Below are 18,679 nucleotides of genomic sequence, written 5' to 3' on the forward strand. Positions count from 1 at the left end.
CCTTACCCCAGAAAGCCGGTCAGCGGGCTGGTGGCGGTGGCCTGGCTGGAGACGGCGCCCAGGCCCGACTCGTACGCCGTCCGCCCCGCTACCACGGCCTGCTTGAAGGCGCGGCCCATGGCCACCGGATCGCCCGCCACGGCCATGGCGGTGTTCACCAGCACCGCATCGGCGCCCAGCTCCATGGCCCAGGCGGCGTGAGAGGGGGCGCCAATGCCGGCATCCACCACCACGGGCACCTTGGCCTGCTCGATGATGATCTTCAAAAACGCTTCGGTCTTAAGGCCCTGGTTGGAGCCGATGGGTGCCCCCAAGGGCATCACGGCGGCGCAGCCCGCCTCCTCCAGGCGTTTGCACAGCACCGGGTCGGCGTGGCAGTAGGGCAACACCACAAAGCCGTCGGCGCACAGGGCTTCGGCGGCTTTTAAGGTTTCGATGGGGTCTGGAAGCAGATAGCGGGGGTCCGGGTGGATCTCCAGCTTCAGCCAGTGGGTGCCCAGCGCCTCCCGGGCCAACTGCGCCGCGTAGATCGCCTCCTCGGCGGTTTTGGCACCGGAGGTGTTGGGCAGCAGGCTAACGCCCAGTTCATTAAGTGGGCTGAAGATGTCCCCCTGGGCGCCGGTCAGATCCACCCGCTTGAGCGCCAGGGTCACCAACTGGGAGCCGGAGGCGGCGATGGTGTCCTGCATCAGAGCGTTGGTGGCGAACTTGCCGGTGCCGGTAAACAGGCGCGAATCAAAGGTCTTGTCGGCGATGGTTAACATAAGGGGCCTAGCCTCCGGCAATCACGGAAAACAGATCGAGGGCGTCGCCCTCTTTTATGGGCGTATCACCCCAGGCGCTTTTGCGCACCACGGTGCCATTCAGGGCCACCGCCACGCCGGGCTTGTCCTGGCCCAGTTCAGTCAGCAACTGGGCAATGGTGTTTGCCGCCACACTCTGGGTTTGCTGATTCAGCAGGATGTTCATCTCGCCTCCTTAAGGCCGCCGCACACCGGGCAGTCCTGGGCTTTGGGCAGGGCAAAGCGCTGCCATTGAAATTGCCGGCCATCAAACCGGTGCAGTTGGTTGTCCACGGCCACGCCGAGCATCAACTTGAGGCCCAGCAGTGCCTGCAGGGTGCCAACGCTGCCCACCACCGGGCCCACCACCCCGGCCTCTCGGCAGGAGGCCGCCTGGGCCTCATCGGCCGGATCACTCAAACAGGCAAAGCAGGCGGCATCTGGCGCTCCGGGCTCTATCACCATCAACTGCCCCTGCCAGCCCACGGCCGCGCCGCTGACCAGGGGGATCCCCGCCCGGTAGCAGGCGGCGTTGATGGCGTGGCGAGTGGTGAGGTTGTCGGTGCAATCGAGCACGAGATCCACGCCCTTAAGCAGGGCCGGCAGTTGGGCCGGGGTGGCCATGCGGTCGATGGCCTCGACATCCAGTCGCCCATTGTGGGCGGTCACCCAGGCCTTGGCCGCCTGGGCCTTGCCCTGCCCCACCTGCGCCGGGCTATAAAGGGTTTGGCGCGGCAAGTTGGAGAGCGAAACGGTGTCGCCGTCCACCAGACGCAACCGGCCCACGCCGGCGCCGGCCAGGTACTGAATCGCCGGGCACCCAAGCCCCCCCAAACCCAGGATGAGCACCCGCTTGTTGGCCAGGGCCGCTTGCCCCGCCTCGCCCCATTCCGGCAGCAGCAACTGGCGGCCAAAGCGCAGGTAGTCCGCATCACTCAGCATGGCCAGCCTCCCGGGTAGACAGCGTCGGCACGGAATCAAAGGCGTTTTGCAGCTGCGCCAGGGCATCCGCCGGGTCATCGGCCTGGGCCACGGCACGGACCACGGCGATGCTGCCCACCCCGGACTTGGCCACCTCGAAGGCTCGCGGCACGTCGATGCCGCCGATGGCCACCGCCGGACGGTGGGGCTGCACCAGCGCAACGTACTTGCCCAGGCGCTCCAGCCCCTGGGGCGCAGAGGGCATATCCTTGGTAGGCGTCGGGAAGATGTGGCCCAGGGCGATGTAACTCGGCGCCAGGGCATGGGCGCGAAGAATTTCAAAGTAGCCGTGGGTGGAGAGCCCCAGCTTCAAGCCCGCACCTTGGATGGCGGCCAGGTCCGCTGTTTCCATGTCCTCCTGGCCCAGGTGCACGCCGTAGGCGCCGTGCTTGATGGCCAGTGCCCAGTAGTCGTTGATAAACAGCCGCGCCTGGTGGGCGTGGCCCAGCTCGATGGCCCGAGCGATCTCCGCCTCGACGTTATCCGGGGTCTTATCCTTGATACGCAGCTGCAGGGTTTTGACGCCCAGTTGCAGCAGGCGCTTCACCCACTCGACGCTGTCCACCACCGGGTAAACCCCGAGTTCGGCCACTTCGCAGGGAGCAAAAGGCGCGCTGGGCATTTTCGCTTGTGAGGTCAGGCCGTAGGCGCTGGCCAGCGCACTACCGGGCAGCGGCACCTGGGGGAAGCTGGCCAGCTCGGTCGGCCATCCGGTTCGCGCCAGGGGGCCGGGGCCGGCACCGTACTGCTCGGAGGCCAACAGGCCGTTATGAAGGTAAGCCCGCACCACACTCAGGGCGTCCTCCAGCACGTAATCCTGGGCCAGCACCGTGGCCAGGGCCGAGGAGAGGGTGCAGCCACTGCCGTGGGTGTTGTCGGTGTCGATGCGGGGGCCGTCGAACAGCGCTTTGCGGTCGGCGCTGTAGAGCAGATCCACGCAGCGCGGCGCGTCCAGTTCGCGATGCAGGTGCGTAAAGTGGCCGCCCTTGGCCAGCACCGCCCGGGCGCCGCGGCCCAGCAGCTGCTCACAGGCTGCCACCACCGCCTTGGGGGAGTCGATGGCCACGCCGGTCAGCGCCGCCAGCTCATCGCCGTTGGGGGTGAGGATGTCAACATAGGGCAGCAGCGCATCGAACTGATCCGAGGCCTCGGCACTGTTGAGCATGGCACCGGAGCTGGCCACCAACACCGGGTCCAGCACAATGGGGGGCAACTGGGTCTGTCGGGATTCAAACCATTGGGCCAGCAGCTGCACCTGGGCCGGGCCGGTAAGCAGGCCAATCTTGATGGCCCGGGGCGGCAAGTCCGCCCACAGGGTGTCCAGCTGGGCGATAAAGGCCTCATCGGAGACCGGCGCCACGCAATCCACCGCCACCGAGCTTTGGGCGGTGATGGCGGTGATGGCGCTGCAGCCGTGGCCACCGAGATCCTGAATGGTCAGCAGATCCGCCTGGATGCCGGCGCCGCCGCCGGAGTCCGAGCCGGCGATGGTCCAGACGATGGGGCGCTTGGCCGCGCCCCGGGTGCCGTTTCGGGGCGATACGGCGGCCCCAAAAACGTCACTCATGCCTTCACCTCGTCGGCTTTGACCGGCGCATAGAGCTCGGCGCCGCTGTCACGAAACTCCTGGGCTTTGGCGGCCATCCCGGCCTCGGCGCTGTCCGTTACCTCGGCCACCTCAATCAGGCTTTCGGGGTGGGCGGCGGCGTAATCGCGCACCTCCTGGGTGATCTTCATGGAGCAGAACTTGGGCCCGCACATGGAGCAGAAGTGGGCCACCTTGGCGCTCTCCTGGGGCAGGGTCGCATCGTGATAGGCCTTGGCGGTTTCCGGGTCCAGGGAGAGGTTGAACTGGTCTTCCCAGCGGAACTCGAAGCGGGCCAGGGACAGGGCGTTGTCGCGAATTTGCGCTCCGGGGTGCCCCTTGGCCACGTCGGCGGCGTGGGCGGCGATCTTGTAGGCCATCAGCCCCTGCTTCACATCCTCCTTGTCCGGCAGGCCCAGGTGCTCTTTCGGGGTCACGTAGCAGAGCATGGCGCAGCCGTACCAACCGATCATCGCCGCGCCGATGCCGGAGGTGAAGTGGTCGTAACCCGGGGCCACGTCGGTCACCTGGGGGCCCAGGGTGTAGAACGGGGCCTCCATGCACTCGTCCAGCTGCTTCTCCATGTTGATCTTCACCAGGTGCATGGGGACGTGTCCCGGGCCCTCGATGATGGTCTGCACGTCGTGCTGCCAGGCGATCTTGGTCAGCTCCCCCAGTGTCTCCAGCTCGGCAAACTGGGCCCGGTCGTTGGCGTCCACAATGGCGCCGGGCCGCATGCCGTCCCCCAGGGAGAGCGAGACGTCGTACTGGGCACAGATTTGGCAGATCTCGTCGAAGTGCTCGTAGAGGAAGTTCTCCTTGTGGTGGTAGAGACACCACTTGGCCATGATGGAGCCGCCGCGGGAGACGATGCCGGTAACCCGCTCGGCGGTCATGGGCACGTAGCGCAGCAGTACGCCGGCGTGGATGGTGAAGTAATCCACCCCCTGCTCCGCCTGCTCAATCAGGGTGTCGCGGAACACGTCCCAGGTCAGGTCCTCGGCGATGCCATTCACCTTCTCCAGCGCCTGGTAGATGGGCACGGTGCCGATGGGCACCGGGGAGTTGCGGATGATCCACTCCCGGGTCTCGTGGATGTGCCGCCCGGTGGACAAGTCCATCACGGTATCGGCGCCCCAGCGGCAGGACCACACCAGCTTCTCCACCTCCTCTTCAATCGAAGAGCTCACCGACGAATTGCCGATGTTGGCGTTGACCTTCACCAGGAAGTTGCGCCCGATGATCATCGGCTCCGCTTCCGGGTGGTTGATGTTGGCCGGAATGATCGCCCGGCCGCGGGCGATCTCCTCGCGGACAAACTCAGGCGTAATCTCCTCGGGCAGGTTGGCGCCGAAGCTTTGGCCCGGGTGGGCCTTTTTCAAAATCTCGTTGCGTACCCGCTCGCGGCCGAGGTTTTCCCGGATGGCCACGTACTCCATCTCCGGGGTGACGATGCCGGCCCGGGCGTAGTGCAGCTGGGAGACGTTCTTGCCCGGCTTGGCGCGGCGGGGCTTGGGCAGGTGCTCGAAGCGAAGATGATCAAAGCCGCCGTCGGCCAGGCGCTGCTGGGTAAAGTGGGAGCTGGCGCCCTCGAGCACGTCGGTGTCGTCGCGCTCCAGGATCCACTGTTGGCGCAGGGGGCTTAAGCCCTGGCGCACGTCCAGTTCGCTGGCCGGGTCGCTGTAGGGGCCGGCAGTGTCGTACACCGGGATGGACTCGTTGTCCCGGGTGATGGGGTTGTCCCGGTCGCCGCCGATGACCGACGGGGTCAGATGCACCTGGCGCATCCCCACGCGAAGGTCATCGCGGGAGCCGGTCAGGTAGAGCTTTTCAGAGTTGGGAAAGGGGTGGCCCTTAAGGTTATCCAGGTAACTTTGTGCGGCGTCACGACGTTCGCGACGGCTGGGGGTGTTCGGGGTGTCAGTCGACATTGCAATCTCCAAAAATTCCGTATGGGAAATTGCCTGTCGGACGTGAGCCTGGGGGCCAACAAAGTAGTCGCCAAAACCGCCTTGTGACGGACGGTGCCGGGGGGCACCTGAGGCGTTGCTTGTTTTCCTACGCCGGTACTAACCGGTTCAGGTTCCACGGATCCCGCTTTCGCGATCTCAGCCCGTTGCTCTGCCAACAGAGGGGTGGGCACTCCGACAAGACCGCCGCAGTATGGCAACAAAGCCCGAGCGGCACAACTCCGACCGCTGAGTAAGCTGAATTTACGAAAATTTAAGATGTTATCTACAGGTGACGGGGGTTCGCCGCCGGGACGATAAAGGGGGATCCGGCTCCCATTTCGTCCATTTTGCGGGAGGCATGGCAGGGGGCCGTTGATAGACTCGGCCCCATTGGCAGGGCCCTTTGTGGGCCGATAACGACAGCGATAAGAGAGGTCTGATGTCCGCCCACCAAAGCCTTCTGGATGACGCCGCCCGCCTGGTTCGAACCCACAACCTCACCCCACAACAGAAACAACTGGCGCTGTACCAGCGACTGGAGGCCGCCCTGCCCCGTTGTCACTACAGCGATGCTGTGGCCGAGGCGGTGGAAAGTGGCCTGGTGCACGAGATGTTCGAGCCGGCCCTGCCCTTCAAACCCCGCTACACGGTGCCGGATTACGCCAAGGCCCTGACCCGGGGCAGCGCCTTTTTGGAGCTGGATCCGGCGGAGGATCTGGACGACGCCCTGCACCTGCTGACCATCCTCTACCAGCACGTGCCCTCGGTCACCACCTATCCGGTGTTCCTGGGCCACCTGGATGCCCTGCTGGAGCCCTACGTCGGCGGGCTGAGCGATGACGCGCTCTACAAGAAGCTGCGCCGATTCTGGCAGATGATCGATCGCATCGTCCCCGACGCCTTCGCCCACGTGAACCTGGGGCCCCAGGACAGCCGCGTAGGCCGGGCGCTGCTGGCCATCGACGCCGAGCTGGCCCAGTCGGTGCCAAACCTCACCTTCCGTTTCCAGCCGGGCGTCACCCCGGAGGATCTGCTGGATCAGGTGGCGCGCAACATCGCCCACTGCAACAAGCCCCACGTGGCCAACCACGAGCGGATCGCTAGGGACTTTGACGGCGAGTACGCCAACGTCAGCTGCTTTAACTCCCTGCCCCTGGGCGGCGGTGCCCACACCCTGATGCGCCTGAACCTGCGGGTCTCCTTCGCGCTGTGTGACGGCAGCGTCGTGGACTACCTGGCCAACACCCTGCCTCGCTGCGTGGCACTGATGGCCGAAGCGCTGGAGCACCGCATTCGCGCCCTGGTGGAGGAGACCCAGTTCTACCGCCACGACTTCCTCTGCCAGGAGGGGCTACTGGACCCGGCCAAGTTCACCGCCATGTTCGGGATCTACGGCACCGCCGAGCTGGTCAACCAACTGATGGCCGCCGCCGGTAAGTCCGGCCGTTACGGCCTGGACGAGGAAGCCACCGCGCTGGGTGAGCGGATCATCGCCGCCTACGCCGACGCGGTAAACCAACTGGCCATGCCCCACTGCCTGGACAACAAGGTGATGCTGCACGCCCAGTCCGGGATCTCCTGCGACACCGAGGAGACCGCGGGTACCCGGATCCCCATCGGCGAGGAGCCGGACCCGGCCAGCTACATCCGCGCCACCGCCCGGATGCACGACTACTTCCAGGCCGGCGTCAGCGACATCCTGGGCTTCGAGCCCACCATCCGCCAAAACCCCCAGGCGTTGACCCGGCTGATCCGCGGCGGCTTCCGCCTGGGGATGCGGGTGTTCACCGCCAACCTGAGCGACTGCGATCTGGTGCGGGTCACCGGCTTCCTGGTGAAAAAGTCCGACATCGAGCAGTATCGCCAGCAGGCGGAGCGCCACCAGTCCACCGCCTTAGGGCTGGAAGCGGTGGAGGTGGGCCAGATCCTGAGCCGCCAGGCCCGGGTGCTCAACCAGGAGCAGCACCCCTCGGCGCTCTGGTAAGCCATGCTGAGCTTCAAGCCCCTGGCCCCGGCCGCCCCCCTGGTGGCGGCCAAACCGACCTTGACCCCGGCGCTTACCGCGCCGGTCAACCGGCTGTTGCCCTTCAGCTGCGTGGACGGGCCTGGCAGTCGTATGGTGGTGTTCTTCCAGGGCTGCAACATGGACTGCCCCGGTTGCCACAACCCCCAGACCATCGGCCACTGCAACCACTGCCTGGAGTGCCTGCCCCACTGCCCCCACGGCGGTATCAGCGACGCCAGCCGCAATGGCAAGCGCCGATTGGCCCAAAACACCGAGCGCTGCCAGCGCTGCGACCACTGCCTGCCCCACTGCTCTCGCGGCGCCAGCCCCTACGCCCGGCGCCACAGCGTGGCTGAGCTGGTCAAGCCCATCGCAGAGCAGGCGCTGTTGCTCGATGGGGTCACAGTCTCCGGCGGGGAAGCCACCCTGCACCACAAATTCATCGCCGCGCTCTTTGCCGAGCTGGCACACCACGACGACACCGCGCACTTGAGCCGGCTTATCGACTCCAACGGCCTGCTGGAGGCGCGCCACTGGCCCGCCCTGCTGGCCCAGTGCGACGGGGTGATGCTGGACATCAAGGCGATGGACAGCACCTTGCACAAGAGCCTGACCGGTCGGGACAACGCCCGGGTACTGCACAGCGCCCAGTTGCTGGCCGAGGCCGACAAACTCACCGAGCTGCGCTTTTTGGTGATCGGCGGCCAGAACGACCACGTTGAGGAGTTAGATGCCCTGGCCCGCTTTATCACCGCCCTGCCCGGCCAGCGGCCGCTGAAGCTCAACGGCTATCGCCACCACGGGGTGCGCGAAGCCGGCCGGCAGTGGCCCGAGACCGGTGCCAGGCGCCTGGCAGAAGTGGCCGACCGTCTGCGCCAACAAGGGGTGGACGTCCGGGTTAACGGCGACGCCTGACGGCCTTGCTCCACTGCCGGGGCGCTGCTAACCTTGCTGGCCCCCGCAGTACAGGAGCCCTCCGTGTCGCCACTACTTGAACGCAACGTCTATCTGTTTGACCTCGACAACACCCTCTACTCGCCCCAGTCCGGCATTCTCGACCAGGTGGGTCAGCGCATGCGCGACTATGTGGCCCGGGAGTTTCAACTCAGTCACGACGAGGCCCACGCGTTCTGCCAGCGCTACTACAAACGCTACGGTGGCACCCTGCGTGGCTTGCAGCTGCACCACCCACAGGTGGATCTTGAGGCGTTCTCCCAATACGCCCACGATGTGGAGCTGGACAACCTGCCCCGGGTGTCGGAACTGGCGGACGAGTTGGCCGCCATCAGCAAACGGCGCATCCTCTTTACCAACTCCCCCCGCCCCTACGCCGAGCGCTTGCTGGATCACCTGGGCCTGAGTCACTGCTTCGAGGGGCTGTTCAGCGTCGAGCAGGTGGACTATCGGATGAAGCCCCACCCCCACGCGTTTCAAACGATTTGCGACCATTTCGGCTTCGAGGCGGACAGCGCCGTGATGTTCGACGACCAACCGGACAACCTGAGCACCGCCAAGACCCTGGGCATGCGCACCGTGCTGGTCAACCGGGAGGATCTCAATGATCACCCCGCCTGCTACCGCACCGAGGATCTCACCGGCTTTCTGGGCGCCCTGAATCGCCCCTGAGCGCTATCGGCTCCTCAGTCGATTCAAACGGTTACCCCCGCCTCCGACGACTGGCCCTTAAGCGCCGCTTTAGTCTACGCTTTGTCCTATCGTCGGCCTTGAATCCGAGTCATCGGCTCGGTTCACCTGCGGAGCGCCCTATGACCCGGCATTACTACCTGAGTAACAGCTTGTGGGAGTTGGAGCTGATTGAGCGGCAGTTGGAGAAGCAGGGATTGAGCCCTGCCCAGATCCACGTCCACAGCCGCCACCCCGCCCTGGTGAGTCGCTTCCACCTGCTGCCCGTCTCCTCCCTGATGCTCTATGACCTGCTCTACTACGCCTGGCGCGGCCTGCAACTGGGCGCCGGTCTGGCCATGGCCATCCTGGGCTTCTTCCTCTGGCTTGGGGTGGGCAGTCTCGGTTGGGTGCCAATCTGGATGTTCGCCGCCCTGGTGCTGGGCTTTTGCACCTGGGAAGGCGGCCTGATTGGCCTGCAAAGCCCCCACCACCGCATCGAGCGGTTCGAGGAGGCGATCGCCCACGGCATGCACCTGATGATGGTGGACGTCGAGCCCGCCCAGGAGGACTCCCTGGCCCAGGTGATGGTCAAGCACCCCGCGGTGTTTGACCAGGGCACCCGCCGGGGTGCCTCTCGCCAACAGGTGGCCTTCCAGGACCGCTGGCTTCACTGGCGCGGCCACCCGCGGCGTTGATGCCCGCCTGTCGTTCGAGCAAACGCCCCCGCTCTTTGCGGGGGCGTTTTAATTGCTTTTTCGCATTTCTGTGGTGTTAGCTCTCTGCGGTGAACGTGCCAGCCCTACACTTTGTCGCGTTGGCGACGGCAACCAAAGGGGCGACTCGCCCCCTTGGAACCCCCTCTCCTCCGGTCGGTGCATTTTCTTCGCTCCGGCAGCATCGGCTGACGGCACTGACCAGAGTTGACGTCCTTGTCATCGCTGGTCATTCGGGCCATCCAGGCCCTCAGCCTTGCCAATAACGCCTTCACTCAGGCACCTCCAAGTCGGCGAAAGAGCAAGTGGGGCATTAAGCCCATCACGGCTAACTCAACCGTATTTAGTTAGTCTTGGCTTGAGCCCCACATCCAAACACCCTTCTCGGCCTGTGGTTCTTTACCCACCCCCCAGAGATCCCCCTGAACTACAAACGAACCCCGCCGCCCTAAAACGGCTCAACCCGCCAAGGCGGCGGGTTGAGATTGGGGTTGAAGCAGAACGGGCCGCTCAGGTGGCACCGGTAAAGAAGTGCGCCAGGCGGTTAAAGAAGGTGTAGTCGCTCTCCAGCGCCATGATCGCCACCAGCACCAACAGCGCCAGTGGGGGCAGCAAGATGGCGTAGATCAGCGCCAGACGCTCCCACATCATGTGCATAAAGACGGCGATGATGAGCCCCGCCTTCAGGAACATAAAGAGGATGATCAGCGACCAGCGCAGCATGCCCTGCAACTGCACGTAATCCACCATGTAGGACATGGCGGAGAGGATGAACAGCAGGGTCCATATCTTGAAATAGAGGCCCAGGGGGTGCTGTTGTGCCTGTTCCATGACTCGCTCCTTACCACAGGTAGAAGAAGGCGAAGATAAAGACCCAGACCAGGTCCACGAAGTGCCAGTAGAGGCCCACGGTTTCCACAATGCCGTAGTCGCCGCCCTTATCGTAATCCCCCCGCGCCACCTTGCGGGCGTAGATAAGCAGCAGCAATACCCCCACGGAAACGTGCAGGCCGTGGAAGCCGGTGATCATGAAAAACGCCGCGCCGAACTGGGCCGCCCCCATGGGGTTGCCCCAGGGCCGCACGCCATCCTCAATCAGTTTCGACCACTCAAACGCCTGCATGCCGACAAAGCTGGCCCCCAGGATGGCGGTGATCAGCATCAAAATGGCGGCGGTGCGCTTGTCCTTGCGGTAGCCGTAGTTCACCGCCAAGGCCATGGTGCCGGAGGAGGTGATGAGGATGAAGGTCATGATGGCGATGAGCAACAGGGGGATGTGGTGCCCAGCGATGGTCAGGGCGAAGACGTCCGCGGTCAGCGGCCAGGCCTCCACCGCCGACATCCGCGCCGTCATGTAACCCACTAGGAAGGTGCCGAAGATGAAGGTGTCGCTCAGCAGGAAGATCCACATCATGGCCTTGCCCCAGGAGACCTTGAACGTCTCCTGGTCGTGGGACCAATCCTCCACCACGGTCGACCAGCCGGCCGGTTTCGCTTTGCTCATGGTTCACTCTCCCTAAGGACGGAGTGCTAGGGGCCCTCGATGGGCTGGATGCCACACAGGGCCGCCAGGGCCTGGTAGGTGGCGGGGCTGCTGGTCAACAGGGCAAACAGCAGCAGCCACAGGGCGAACAGGTAGTGCCAGTACTGGGCCAGCAGCGACAAACGGGCGATCCAGTCCGCATTGGCGTCGGGCCAGAGCTTGGGCAGCGCCCGACCCCATACCGCCACCCCCACCGCCAGGTGCGCGCCGTGCAGCCCGGTCAACAGGTAGAAGAAGCTGGCCGCCGGGGTGGAGTTGACACCAAATCCCCGGCTTTCAAAGACTAACCATAGCTGCCATTGGCCAAAGAGGAAGGCCAGCGCCGCCAAAGCGGACAACACCAGGGTGCCGCGCATCAAGATCAGCGCCTGGGCCCGGCCGCTGACCAGCGCGGTGTGCAGCAGGATGCTGCTGAGCAGAAGATACCCGGTGTTGCGCCACAGGGGGGTGGGGTCAAACAGCGGCTGCCAGGGGTCTTCGGTCAACGGTTGCCAGTCCCCCAGCTGGGAGCGGATCAGCATCGCCAGGATGAACAGCAGGAACATGGAGCTTATCACCCCGAACATGAAGTAGACGCCGGTGCGCAGGCTTTTGCCCTGGCGGTTGGGCTCCGGCCCCAGGCCCGGGGTGAGCCAGGGTTTTTGGGTCAGGGTGCTCATGCGTCCGCCTCCTTGCCGGTCAAAGGCGGCTCAGCTGCCCTGTCTTCCGGTGGCGTGTCCTCCACGCCCCAGTTGCTGGTCTGGGGCACGAAATCCTCCGGTGCCCCGGGCACCGAGTAATCGTAGGCCCAGCGGTACACCACCGGCAGGGCCGGCCCCCAGTTGCCGTGGCCCGGCGGGGTCTCCGGGGTCTGCCACTCCAGACTGGTGGCCCCCCAGGGGTTGGGCCCGGACGCCCGCCCCTTGAAGTAGCTCCAGCCCAGGTTGAACAGGAACAGCAGCTGGCTGAAGCCGACGATCAGCGCCGCGACTGTGATAAAGGCGTTGAGGGTGGCCGCTTCCGGCGGCAGGAACTCGTAGTTCTCGTAGGCGTAGTAGCGCCGGGGCATCCCCAGCACGCCCAGGTAGTGCATGGGGAAGTAGATGGCCCAGGTGCCCAGGAAGGTGAGCCAGAAGTGCAGCTGACCCAGGGTGTCGTTGAGCATCCGACCGGTGATCTTGGGGTACCAGTGGTAGATCCCGGCGAAGATCACCAGGATCGGCGCCACCCCCATCACCATATGGAAGTGCGCCACCACGAAGTAGGTGTCCGACAGCGGCAGGTCCACCACCACGTTGCCCAAAAACAGGCCGGTCATGCCGCCAAAGACGAAGGTGAGGATAAAGGCGATGGAGAACAGCATGGGCACATTCAGGCGGATGTTGCCCCGCCACAGGGTCAGCACCCAGTTGTACACCTTGATGGCGGTGGGCACGGCGATGATGAGGGTGGAGACGGCAAAGAAGAAGCCGAAATAGGGGTTCATGCCGGAGACGTACATGTGGTGGGCCCAGACCACGAAGCTGAGTCCGCCGATGCCGACGATGGCCCACACCATCTGGCGGTAGCCGAAGATGTTTTTGCGGGCGTGGGTGCTGATGAGATCCGAAACGATGCCGAAGGCCGGCAGGGCCACGATGTACACCTCGGGGTGGCCAAAGAACCAGAACAGGTGCTGGAACAGGATGGGGCTGCCGCCGCCGTAATCCAGCTGCTGACCCATGGAGACGATGGCCGGCATAAAGAAACTGGTGCCCAGCAGCTTGTCGAACAGCATCATCACCGCGCTGACAAAGAGCGCCGGGAAGGCCAGCAGGGCCAGCACCGTGGCGGTGAAGATCCCCCAGATGGAGAGCGGCATCCGCATCAGGCTCATGCCCCGGGTGCGCGCCTGAAGCACCGTGGTGACGTAGTTCAGGCCCCCCATGGTGGCCGCAGCGATGAAGATCGCCAGGGAGACCAGCATCAGGATGATGCCGCCGTCCACGCCGGGGGTGCCGGGCAGGATCGCCTGGGGCGGATAGAGGGTCCAGCCGGCACCGGAGGGGCCGCCGGTGACGAAGAAGCTGGCCATCAGCACCACCACCGCGAGGAAGTAGAACCAGAAGCTCAACATGTTGAGGAAGGGGAACACCATGTCCCGGGCGCCCACCATCAAGGGGATGAGGTAGTTGCCAAAGCCGCCGAGAAAGAGCGCGGTGAGCAGGTAGACCACCATGATCATGCCGTGCATGGTGACCATCTGGTAGTACTCACCGGGGTCGATAAAGCTGAAGGTCTCCGGGAAGCCCAGCTGCAGGCGCATCAGCCCGGAGAGCACCAGGGCCACCAGGCCCACGGCGATCGCCGTCAGGGTGTACTGGATGGCGATGGTTTTGTGGTCCTGACTGAACACGTATTTCTGCCAAAACCCGAGTTCATGGTGTTCCATATGAATATCCTGTTGTGATGACATCCCGCACCCTCGTGTTGGCCTATCCTGCGCCGTGGTTATTAATCCTTCAGTTCCTGGATAAAGGTCACCAGAGCCTGGATCTCTTCCTCGCTCAAGGACACCGGCGGCATCACCGGGGGATAACCCTCCACCACCTCCACCGCCGGTTCGACGATGGCCCGTCGCAAGTACTCCGCGTCCGCCACCACCGTCTCACCGGTGATGAGAACCCGTTCGCTGTCCGCCAGCCCCTGCCAGGTGGGGCCGATCATCGCCGACCCATCGACGCTGTGGCAGGCCAGGCAGCCCTTGGCCTGGGCCAGATCCAATCCGGTGAGCGGCGCACTGGGGGCGGCGCTGTCCGCGCTGCCGGTCACCGGCGGAGGCGCGACGGGCTCGGCGTCCATCGGTGCCCCGCCCTTCTCCTTCATGTAGGCGATGAGCGCGCCGATCTGCTCATCGGTCAGGTCATAGGGGGGCATGACGTTGGCGTAGCCCTGGACAATCTGCACCGCCGGTTCGCGAATCGACTGGGCCAGGTAGGCCTCGTCCGCCACCACGCTGGTGCCGTCAGTCATCACCCCTTCCCGGCCATAGATCCCCTGCCAGCTGGGCCCCAGGGGGCTGGAGGCAAAACCGTGACAGCCCATGCAGCCCTGCTCGGTGGCCAGTTTCTCCCCCTCCCGGGCCAGGGGGCTCAGGCTGGTCTGACTCAGGGCCAGCTGGGCCTCGGCAAAGGTGGGCTGCTGGGCCAGCCAGAGGTCATACTCGGCCTGGGGCTGCACCACCACCATGCCGCGCATGTTGTAGTGGCCCACCCCGCAGTACTCGGCACAGAGGATCTCAAACTCACCGGCCACCGTGGGGGTGAACCAGAAGGAGGAGACGATGCCCGGAACGGCGTCCATCTTGGTGCGGAACTGGGGCACGTAGAAGTTGTGCAGCACATCCAGCGAGCGCAACTGGGCGTGCACCGGCTTGTCCAGCTCCAGGTGGAGGGTGGGAGAGAGCACCAGGCGATCGTCCTGGGCGGTGGGGTCCAGGGGGTCCAGGCCGTAGGGGTTGTCGGCGCTGATAAGCTTGACGTCGGTTTTGCCCAGTACGCCGTCGGCACCGGGCAATCGGAAGGCCCAGCCCCACTGCTTGGCCATCGCCTCCACCGGCAGGGCATCGTCCGGCACCGAGACCACATCGTTGTAGACGTAGAGGCCCGGGGCCAGCATCGCCACGATCCCCACCGCCGAGAGGCCCGTCAGCCACAGCTCCAGCTTCTTGTTCTCCGGCTCGTAGTCGGCGGTGCGATCCGGCCGGTAGCGGAACTTGATGAGGGCATAGACGGTGAAGATCATCACCGCCAGGAACACCGCCCCGGTCACCAGCAGGGTGATGCCGATGGTCAGGTCGATGTCGCCCCAGTTACTGGCGAGGGGGGGAAGATCCCAGGGGCCGGCGAAATGAAACACTACAGACGCCAGCAGGATCAGCACCAAGACGATGGCAATGGCCATAGGCAATCACTCTCCCGAAAGGTTCGCCCCGTTGTCTGGGGCGTCGATTCGATTGCATCCTGCCTACGCCAAGGCAACCACTTGGATGGTAACGAAATTACTCTGAAGGCTAGGCGCAGTTGTCGGGTTTCGCTAGTTTTGCCCCGCCAAGTGGCTGACGAGGCTCAGCAAAATCGACTTATGCCGGAGTGCGGGCAGCAAAAAAGTACATCGAACAAATAATCAGAACGAGAACTTAGAAAGCCTTGAGGAGTGCGTTCCGCAAGGCTTTATCTGAATGTTGGCCAGGTAATCTCACTTCCTTACCTGTTAGGTGGTCAGCGAGCATCGGAGAGTTGGGAATGTCAGGCAGCATATAGCCGCTTTCAATCTGAGTTCTGGCCCTACTGTGGCAGTTTCCCAATCACCTCTCGAAAAATCGATGTCCGCTACCACAGCACGAACAGGGCACCCAGAAAATAACTGAAGATGTTGATTAAGCGCCTCCTTGCGCCCCTAAACAGTCTTTGCCAGTTTGAATGCCCCTGCCCTCTTGGACTGCTCCAGATTACGCCTGCTCAGGCTATGGAGCGGGTGATTCGTTGATGGCTTTGACGATGGCCCGGGCCATTGATTCTTCCTGGTCATTGCCGTCACCGGTTGAGAACCAGGCCACAACAGTGTTACTGGCTGGAGAGATGTAAATGCCCTGGCCACCAACACCGGCCTTGTACATGTCCCCTTCTGAAGTTACCGCATCCCACTGGTAGCGGTTGCTGATGTTGCCCGCGTCATCGGCGAAGGACTTGGTCAATTTCTCACCCAGGAAGCCTTTGGCGTACTGTTCGATGTACTTGCGCTCATGGATCTTGCCCATGATGGCATCCGGGATGATTTTCTCACCGGCCAGTTGCTCAGCACTTGGCGTAAACGCCATGCCAAAGCGAGCCAGGTCGCGCAGTGAGGAGTTCACGCCCATAAAACCCAGGGTATTGCCGGACGGGCTGACCAGGTAGTAAGCGTCGTGCTCCATGCCCAGCTTACTCCAGACTTTCTCGGCGAACAGCTCAGACAGTGGCTTGTCAGCAACCCGCTCCACGATACGGTTGATCACGAAGGTATTGATCGAGTTGTACTCAAAGACCCGGTGGCCAGGCGTTTTGCGCTCCATGGAACCCAGTACATCAGACCAGCTTTCGTTGCGGCCACGCACGTCCGGTGCCATACCAATGGCATCGGTCGCTGCCCAGCGGTACCAGATCTGATCGGGGTTGGTACGTGAGTCCTGGATGGCTTCGTCATGCTCTGTGCCGTTGAGACCAGCCGCCATATCCAGGGCTTCTTCGACCTTAACGGTATCCCACACTGAGCCTTTCAGCTCTTCCAGGTAGTGGCTTACAGGCTTCTGGGTATCCACCTTGCCCTCCTGCTCGAGCATGGCCAGCATGGTCGACCCGGTCACTTTTGAGACCGACATCCACAGGTGCTTGTCTTCTGGACGCATGGTCTTATAGCGCTCAAACACGATTTGGCCATCCTTCACAACAACCATGGCATCAATCGGCTTGGTTTCGAAGTGCTGGTCAACCGAAATCATCTTGCCATCGCGATTGTTCATGTATTCGACGTCGTTGATACCGGCATCAATCGCGTAGGGCAGTTCAGATACCTGGCCGCTGCGAGGCACCTGCACCGAGGGATAAAACTTCGACATATTTACCCAGGCAAACTCAGTTTGCGCCGAGGGGAACTGGATCTTCACCTTATTTTCAGGCTGGTTAAAAAAGCTGCTGATCTCCAAAATCTTTGGCACCGAAAGAGACGTGCTTAATTCACTCGGGTTCACCAGAGTTGGCCCGTCAGGGTTGATCATGGTTTTTGCAGCAATGGCTCCTGAAAATGTCAGTGCACTGCACAGCGCAACAGTTACTGCCAGTTTGTTGGCCTTAAAGGGTTTCATGTTATCTCCAGAAAATACAGACCAGCCAGAACCGCACCATTATTGGCGCCACATTGGTCAGGCCTGTATTAATTTAATTAGGATTTTAATTGGCCCTTTGTTAACAAATACAAAGGGCATTTACGTTACTTGTCTGCCAGTTGTTTTGCCGCTTCGCGCAGATAACCTGGGATCAGGTCCGGCGTCAGGTAAACCGGTGAGGTCGAGTAGGCGACGCCCACCACGTCGCGGGCGGGGTCTACGTACAGGCTCTGGTAGAGGTTGCCGTGTTTAAACATGGCACCGTCGTCCCAGACGGCATCCCACTGGTGCGAGTTGTAGATTGGCATGTCCAGACCGAAGGCCGCTTGCACCCATGAATGGTGAGTAAAATCACCGGCCATATAGGCTTCGTGGTTGCCGCCTTTTTGCATCTGCTCAATCACCTGTGTCGGAACGACAGGCGCCTTGGCGACCGTGTTCCAGCTTGGCGTGAAGATCAGACCGTAACGAGCCAGATCGTCCAGGCGGCTGTTGATCATGCCGTAGGCTACCGCGTGGCCCGCCGGCGTAATGTTGATCTGTGCTGAGGCACGGGCACCAATCTTGGACCAGATGCGATCTTCGAACACCTGGGTGTAGGGTTGTTGCTCGACATTTTCGATGGCCACACCCAGAACCTTGGTCACGGTCGAGCTGTAGCGGGCGACCTTGCCGGGCTCTTCGCCCTCAAGCGGGACAACATCACGCAGGACCTGCATCTCATCTTCAATCTCGCCCTGGGGATTGGGCACGTTGAAGTCCGCAGACAGCATGCGCTGGAACACCGAGTTCGGGTCCAGGGTATTGGCCGCGTTTTCGCTGATATCCAGGCCCGACGCCATGTTGATGGCATCCAGCAGGCTCACCTTATCCCACTCGGTGCCTTTCAGCTCTGGCACGTACTGGGTGATCGGCTTGCTGGTATCCACTTTGCCTTCCATTTCCAGCATGGTCAGGATGGTACCAACCGCTGTCTTGGAAACAGACGCCCAGATATGGGTCTGCTCTGGGTTCATACCCGGGAAGGACTCATACACGACCTCACCACCTTTGAGGATCATGATGCCCTGCACACGTGTTTTATCGTCGTGAATGTACTCGCCCAGACTTACGGATTGCTCCCCATCGCCCATAACAAAAGTCAGGTCATTCAGTGAGCTGTCGATATTACGCTTGAGTGGGCTTACCTCACCGTGCGGCATGGCAAGCGCAGAGGGCATAAACTCCGTCATCTTGATGGTGTAGTACAACGCATGATCACCCCCCATCTGCATGTGGAAGTTGCCAAATTTGTCACGTGCTTCATCAATAAAGGGCTGATCAAAACCTGTTTTAACCTGGGTTACAGGGATCTCAGGTTTAGCGCCTGGTACCTTCAGAGCCTCTTCCAGGGGGGATGTTTCGGCAATAGCCATGGATGCGGCTATTACGCCAGCCACTAACAAGGCGGCACGACTGAGTTTGTACACTGATTTCATGATCGGTTTCCTAAAAATGAATATAGAGTTGGCTTTAAACTTCCAAGTTATAAGTACAAGGCTTAACTCCAACATCAGACAAATCAGTCATTAGGAGTGCCAGCCAAGAGTTGATTAATTAGAAATAGGACTT

General features: G+C 62.6%; 16 protein-coding genes and 1 riboswitch. Of the genes, 4 read left to right on the plus strand and 12 right to left on the minus strand.

Translation table 11 applies throughout. The features are described 5' to 3' along the window. Positions 1 to 2 precede the first annotated feature (2 nt). Genes KUV81_RS06350 through thiC form a run of 5 tightly spaced genes read right to left on the minus strand, consistent with a single transcriptional unit; the run spans position 3 to position 5,279 of the window. Positions 3 to 764, minus strand: a complete 762-nt coding sequence (locus KUV81_RS06350; RefSeq protein ID WP_222542992.1) for a thiazole synthase — start codon at positions 762 to 764, stop codon at positions 3 to 5. 7 nt (positions 765 to 771) lie between these two features. Then, positions 772 to 969 (minus strand): sulfur carrier protein ThiS, encoded by a 198-nt coding sequence (gene thiS / locus KUV81_RS06355; protein ID WP_222542993.1) that lies wholly within the window; start codon positions 967 to 969, stop codon positions 772 to 774. Further along, entirely contained in the window at positions 966 to 1,724 is a 759-nt protein-coding gene (locus KUV81_RS06360; RefSeq protein ID WP_222542994.1) for a HesA/MoeB/ThiF family protein, read from the minus strand. Before KUV81_RS06360 ends, thiS begins: the two co-directional genes overlap by 4 nt. Further along, on the minus strand, positions 1,714 to 3,330 hold the full coding sequence (gene thiE / locus KUV81_RS06365) for a thiamine phosphate synthase (RefSeq protein WP_222542995.1): 1,617 nt from the start codon (positions 3,328 to 3,330) through the stop codon (positions 1,714 to 1,716). Before thiE ends, KUV81_RS06360 begins: the two co-directional genes overlap by 11 nt. Next, a complete protein-coding gene (gene thiC / locus KUV81_RS06370; protein WP_261389207.1) occupies positions 3,327 to 5,279 on the minus strand; it encodes a phosphomethylpyrimidine synthase ThiC in 1,953 nt (650 codons plus the stop codon). The genes thiE and thiC overlap by 4 nt, the downstream gene beginning before the upstream one ends. Positions 5,280 to 5,385: 106 nt before the next feature. Then, a riboswitch (TPP riboswitch) is annotated at positions 5,386 to 5,505 on the minus strand. 234 nt (positions 5,506 to 5,739) lie between these two features. Here thiC and KUV81_RS06375 point away from each other — a divergent pair. The 4 genes from KUV81_RS06375 to KUV81_RS06390 all read left to right on the plus strand — a co-directional run bounded on the left by KUV81_RS06375 (position 5,740) and on the right by KUV81_RS06390 (position 9,626). Further along, positions 5,740 to 7,284 (plus strand): YjjI family glycine radical enzyme, encoded by a 1,545-nt coding sequence (locus KUV81_RS06375; RefSeq protein ID WP_222542996.1) that lies wholly within the window; start codon positions 5,740 to 5,742, stop codon positions 7,282 to 7,284. Between the two features lie 3 nt (positions 7,285 to 7,287). Continuing rightward, positions 7,288 to 8,220, plus strand: a complete 933-nt coding sequence (locus KUV81_RS06380) for a YjjW family glycine radical enzyme activase (RefSeq protein ID WP_222542997.1) — start codon at positions 7,288 to 7,290, stop codon at positions 8,218 to 8,220. A 63-nt stretch (positions 8,221 to 8,283) separates the two neighbouring features. After that, a complete protein-coding gene (locus KUV81_RS06385; RefSeq protein ID WP_222542998.1) occupies positions 8,284 to 8,931 on the plus strand; it encodes a pyrimidine 5'-nucleotidase in 648 nt (215 codons plus the stop codon). A 140-nt stretch (positions 8,932 to 9,071) separates the two neighbouring features. Further along, the gene (locus tag KUV81_RS06390) at positions 9,072 to 9,626 is read left to right on the plus strand and encodes an NAD/FAD-utilizing enzyme (protein WP_222542999.1); all 555 of its coding nucleotides are present in this window, start codon (positions 9,072 to 9,074) and stop codon (positions 9,624 to 9,626) included. Between the two features lie 528 nt (positions 9,627 to 10,154). On the opposite strand, the gene KUV81_RS06395 is transcribed toward KUV81_RS06390, so the two are convergent. The 7 genes from KUV81_RS06395 to KUV81_RS06425 form a co-directional block, all read right to left on the minus strand. After that, positions 10,155 to 10,475, minus strand: coding sequence for a cytochrome C oxidase subunit IV family protein (locus KUV81_RS06395; protein WP_222543000.1), 321 nt, complete (start codon positions 10,473 to 10,475; stop codon positions 10,155 to 10,157). Between the two features lie 10 nt (positions 10,476 to 10,485). Beyond that, positions 10,486 to 11,148 carry a heme-copper oxidase subunit III family protein gene (locus KUV81_RS06400; protein WP_222543001.1) on the minus strand — a complete coding sequence of 221 codons (663 nt, stop codon included), beginning with the start codon at positions 11,146 to 11,148 and terminating at the stop codon, positions 10,486 to 10,488. Positions 11,149 to 11,174: 26 nt separating this feature from the next. Beyond that, positions 11,175 to 11,846, minus strand: a complete 672-nt coding sequence (locus tag KUV81_RS06405; RefSeq protein ID WP_222543002.1) for a cytochrome c oxidase subunit 3 — start codon at positions 11,844 to 11,846, stop codon at positions 11,175 to 11,177. Next, positions 11,843 to 13,597 (minus strand): cytochrome c oxidase subunit I, encoded by a 1,755-nt coding sequence (gene ctaD / locus KUV81_RS06410; RefSeq protein ID WP_261389208.1) that lies wholly within the window; start codon positions 13,595 to 13,597, stop codon positions 11,843 to 11,845. Before ctaD ends, KUV81_RS06405 begins: the two co-directional genes overlap by 4 nt. Before the next feature lie 62 nt (positions 13,598 to 13,659). Beyond that, positions 13,660 to 15,108 carry a cytochrome c oxidase subunit II gene (locus KUV81_RS06415; protein ID WP_222543004.1) on the minus strand — a complete coding sequence of 483 codons (1,449 nt, stop codon included), beginning with the start codon at positions 15,106 to 15,108 and terminating at the stop codon, positions 13,660 to 13,662. Between the two features lie 562 nt (positions 15,109 to 15,670). After that, a complete protein-coding gene (locus KUV81_RS06420; RefSeq protein ID WP_222543005.1) occupies positions 15,671 to 17,047 on the minus strand; it encodes a serine hydrolase domain-containing protein in 1,377 nt (458 codons plus the stop codon). Positions 17,048 to 17,172: 125 nt separating this feature from the next. Then, positions 17,173 to 18,546 (minus strand): serine hydrolase domain-containing protein, encoded by a 1,374-nt coding sequence (locus KUV81_RS06425; RefSeq protein WP_222543006.1) that lies wholly within the window; start codon positions 18,544 to 18,546, stop codon positions 17,173 to 17,175. Between the last annotated feature and the right edge of the window lie 133 nt (positions 18,547 to 18,679).

This window comes from Ferrimonas balearica, assembly GCF_019802085.1.
Lineage (GTDB): Bacteria > Pseudomonadota > Gammaproteobacteria > Enterobacterales > Shewanellaceae > Ferrimonas > Ferrimonas balearica_B.

Coding starts and splice junctions, on each gene's coding strand:
- KUV81_RS06350 (WP_222542992.1), bottom strand. CDS start 764: ATGTTAACCATCGCCGACAAGACCTTTGATTCGCGCCTGTTTACCGGC.
- thiS (WP_222542993.1), bottom strand. CDS start 969: ATGAACATCCTGCTGAATCAGCAAACCCAGAGTGTGGCGGCAAACACC.
- KUV81_RS06360 (WP_222542994.1), bottom strand. CDS start 1,724: ATGCTGAGTGATGCGGACTACCTGCGCTTTGGCCGCCAGTTGCTGCTG.
- thiE (WP_222542995.1), bottom strand. CDS start 3,330: ATGAGTGACGTTTTTGGGGCCGCCGTATCGCCCCGAAACGGCACCCGG.
- thiC (WP_261389207.1), bottom strand. CDS start 5,279: ATGTCGACTGACACCCCGAACACCCCCAGCCGTCGCGAACGTCGTGAC.
- KUV81_RS06375 (WP_222542996.1), top strand. CDS start 5,740: ATGTCCGCCCACCAAAGCCTTCTGGATGACGCCGCCCGCCTGGTTCGA.
- KUV81_RS06380 (WP_222542997.1), top strand. CDS start 7,288: ATGCTGAGCTTCAAGCCCCTGGCCCCGGCCGCCCCCCTGGTGGCGGCC.
- KUV81_RS06390 (WP_222542999.1), top strand. CDS start 9,072: ATGACCCGGCATTACTACCTGAGTAACAGCTTGTGGGAGTTGGAGCTG.
- KUV81_RS06395 (WP_222543000.1), bottom strand. CDS start 10,475: ATGGAACAGGCACAACAGCACCCCCTGGGCCTCTATTTCAAGATATGG.
- KUV81_RS06400 (WP_222543001.1), bottom strand. CDS start 11,148: ATGAGCAAAGCGAAACCGGCCGGCTGGTCGACCGTGGTGGAGGATTGG.
- KUV81_RS06405 (WP_222543002.1), bottom strand. CDS start 11,846: ATGAGCACCCTGACCCAAAAACCCTGGCTCACCCCGGGCCTGGGGCCG.
- ctaD (WP_261389208.1), bottom strand. CDS start 13,597: ATGGAACACCATGAACTCGGGTTTTGGCAGAAATACGTGTTCAGTCAG.
- KUV81_RS06415 (WP_222543004.1), bottom strand. CDS start 15,108: ATGGCCATTGCCATCGTCTTGGTGCTGATCCTGCTGGCGTCTGTAGTG.
- KUV81_RS06420 (WP_222543005.1), bottom strand. CDS start 17,047: ATGAAACCCTTTAAGGCCAACAAACTGGCAGTAACTGTTGCGCTGTGC.
- KUV81_RS06425 (WP_222543006.1), bottom strand. CDS start 18,546: ATGAAATCAGTGTACAAACTCAGTCGTGCCGCCTTGTTAGTGGCTGGC.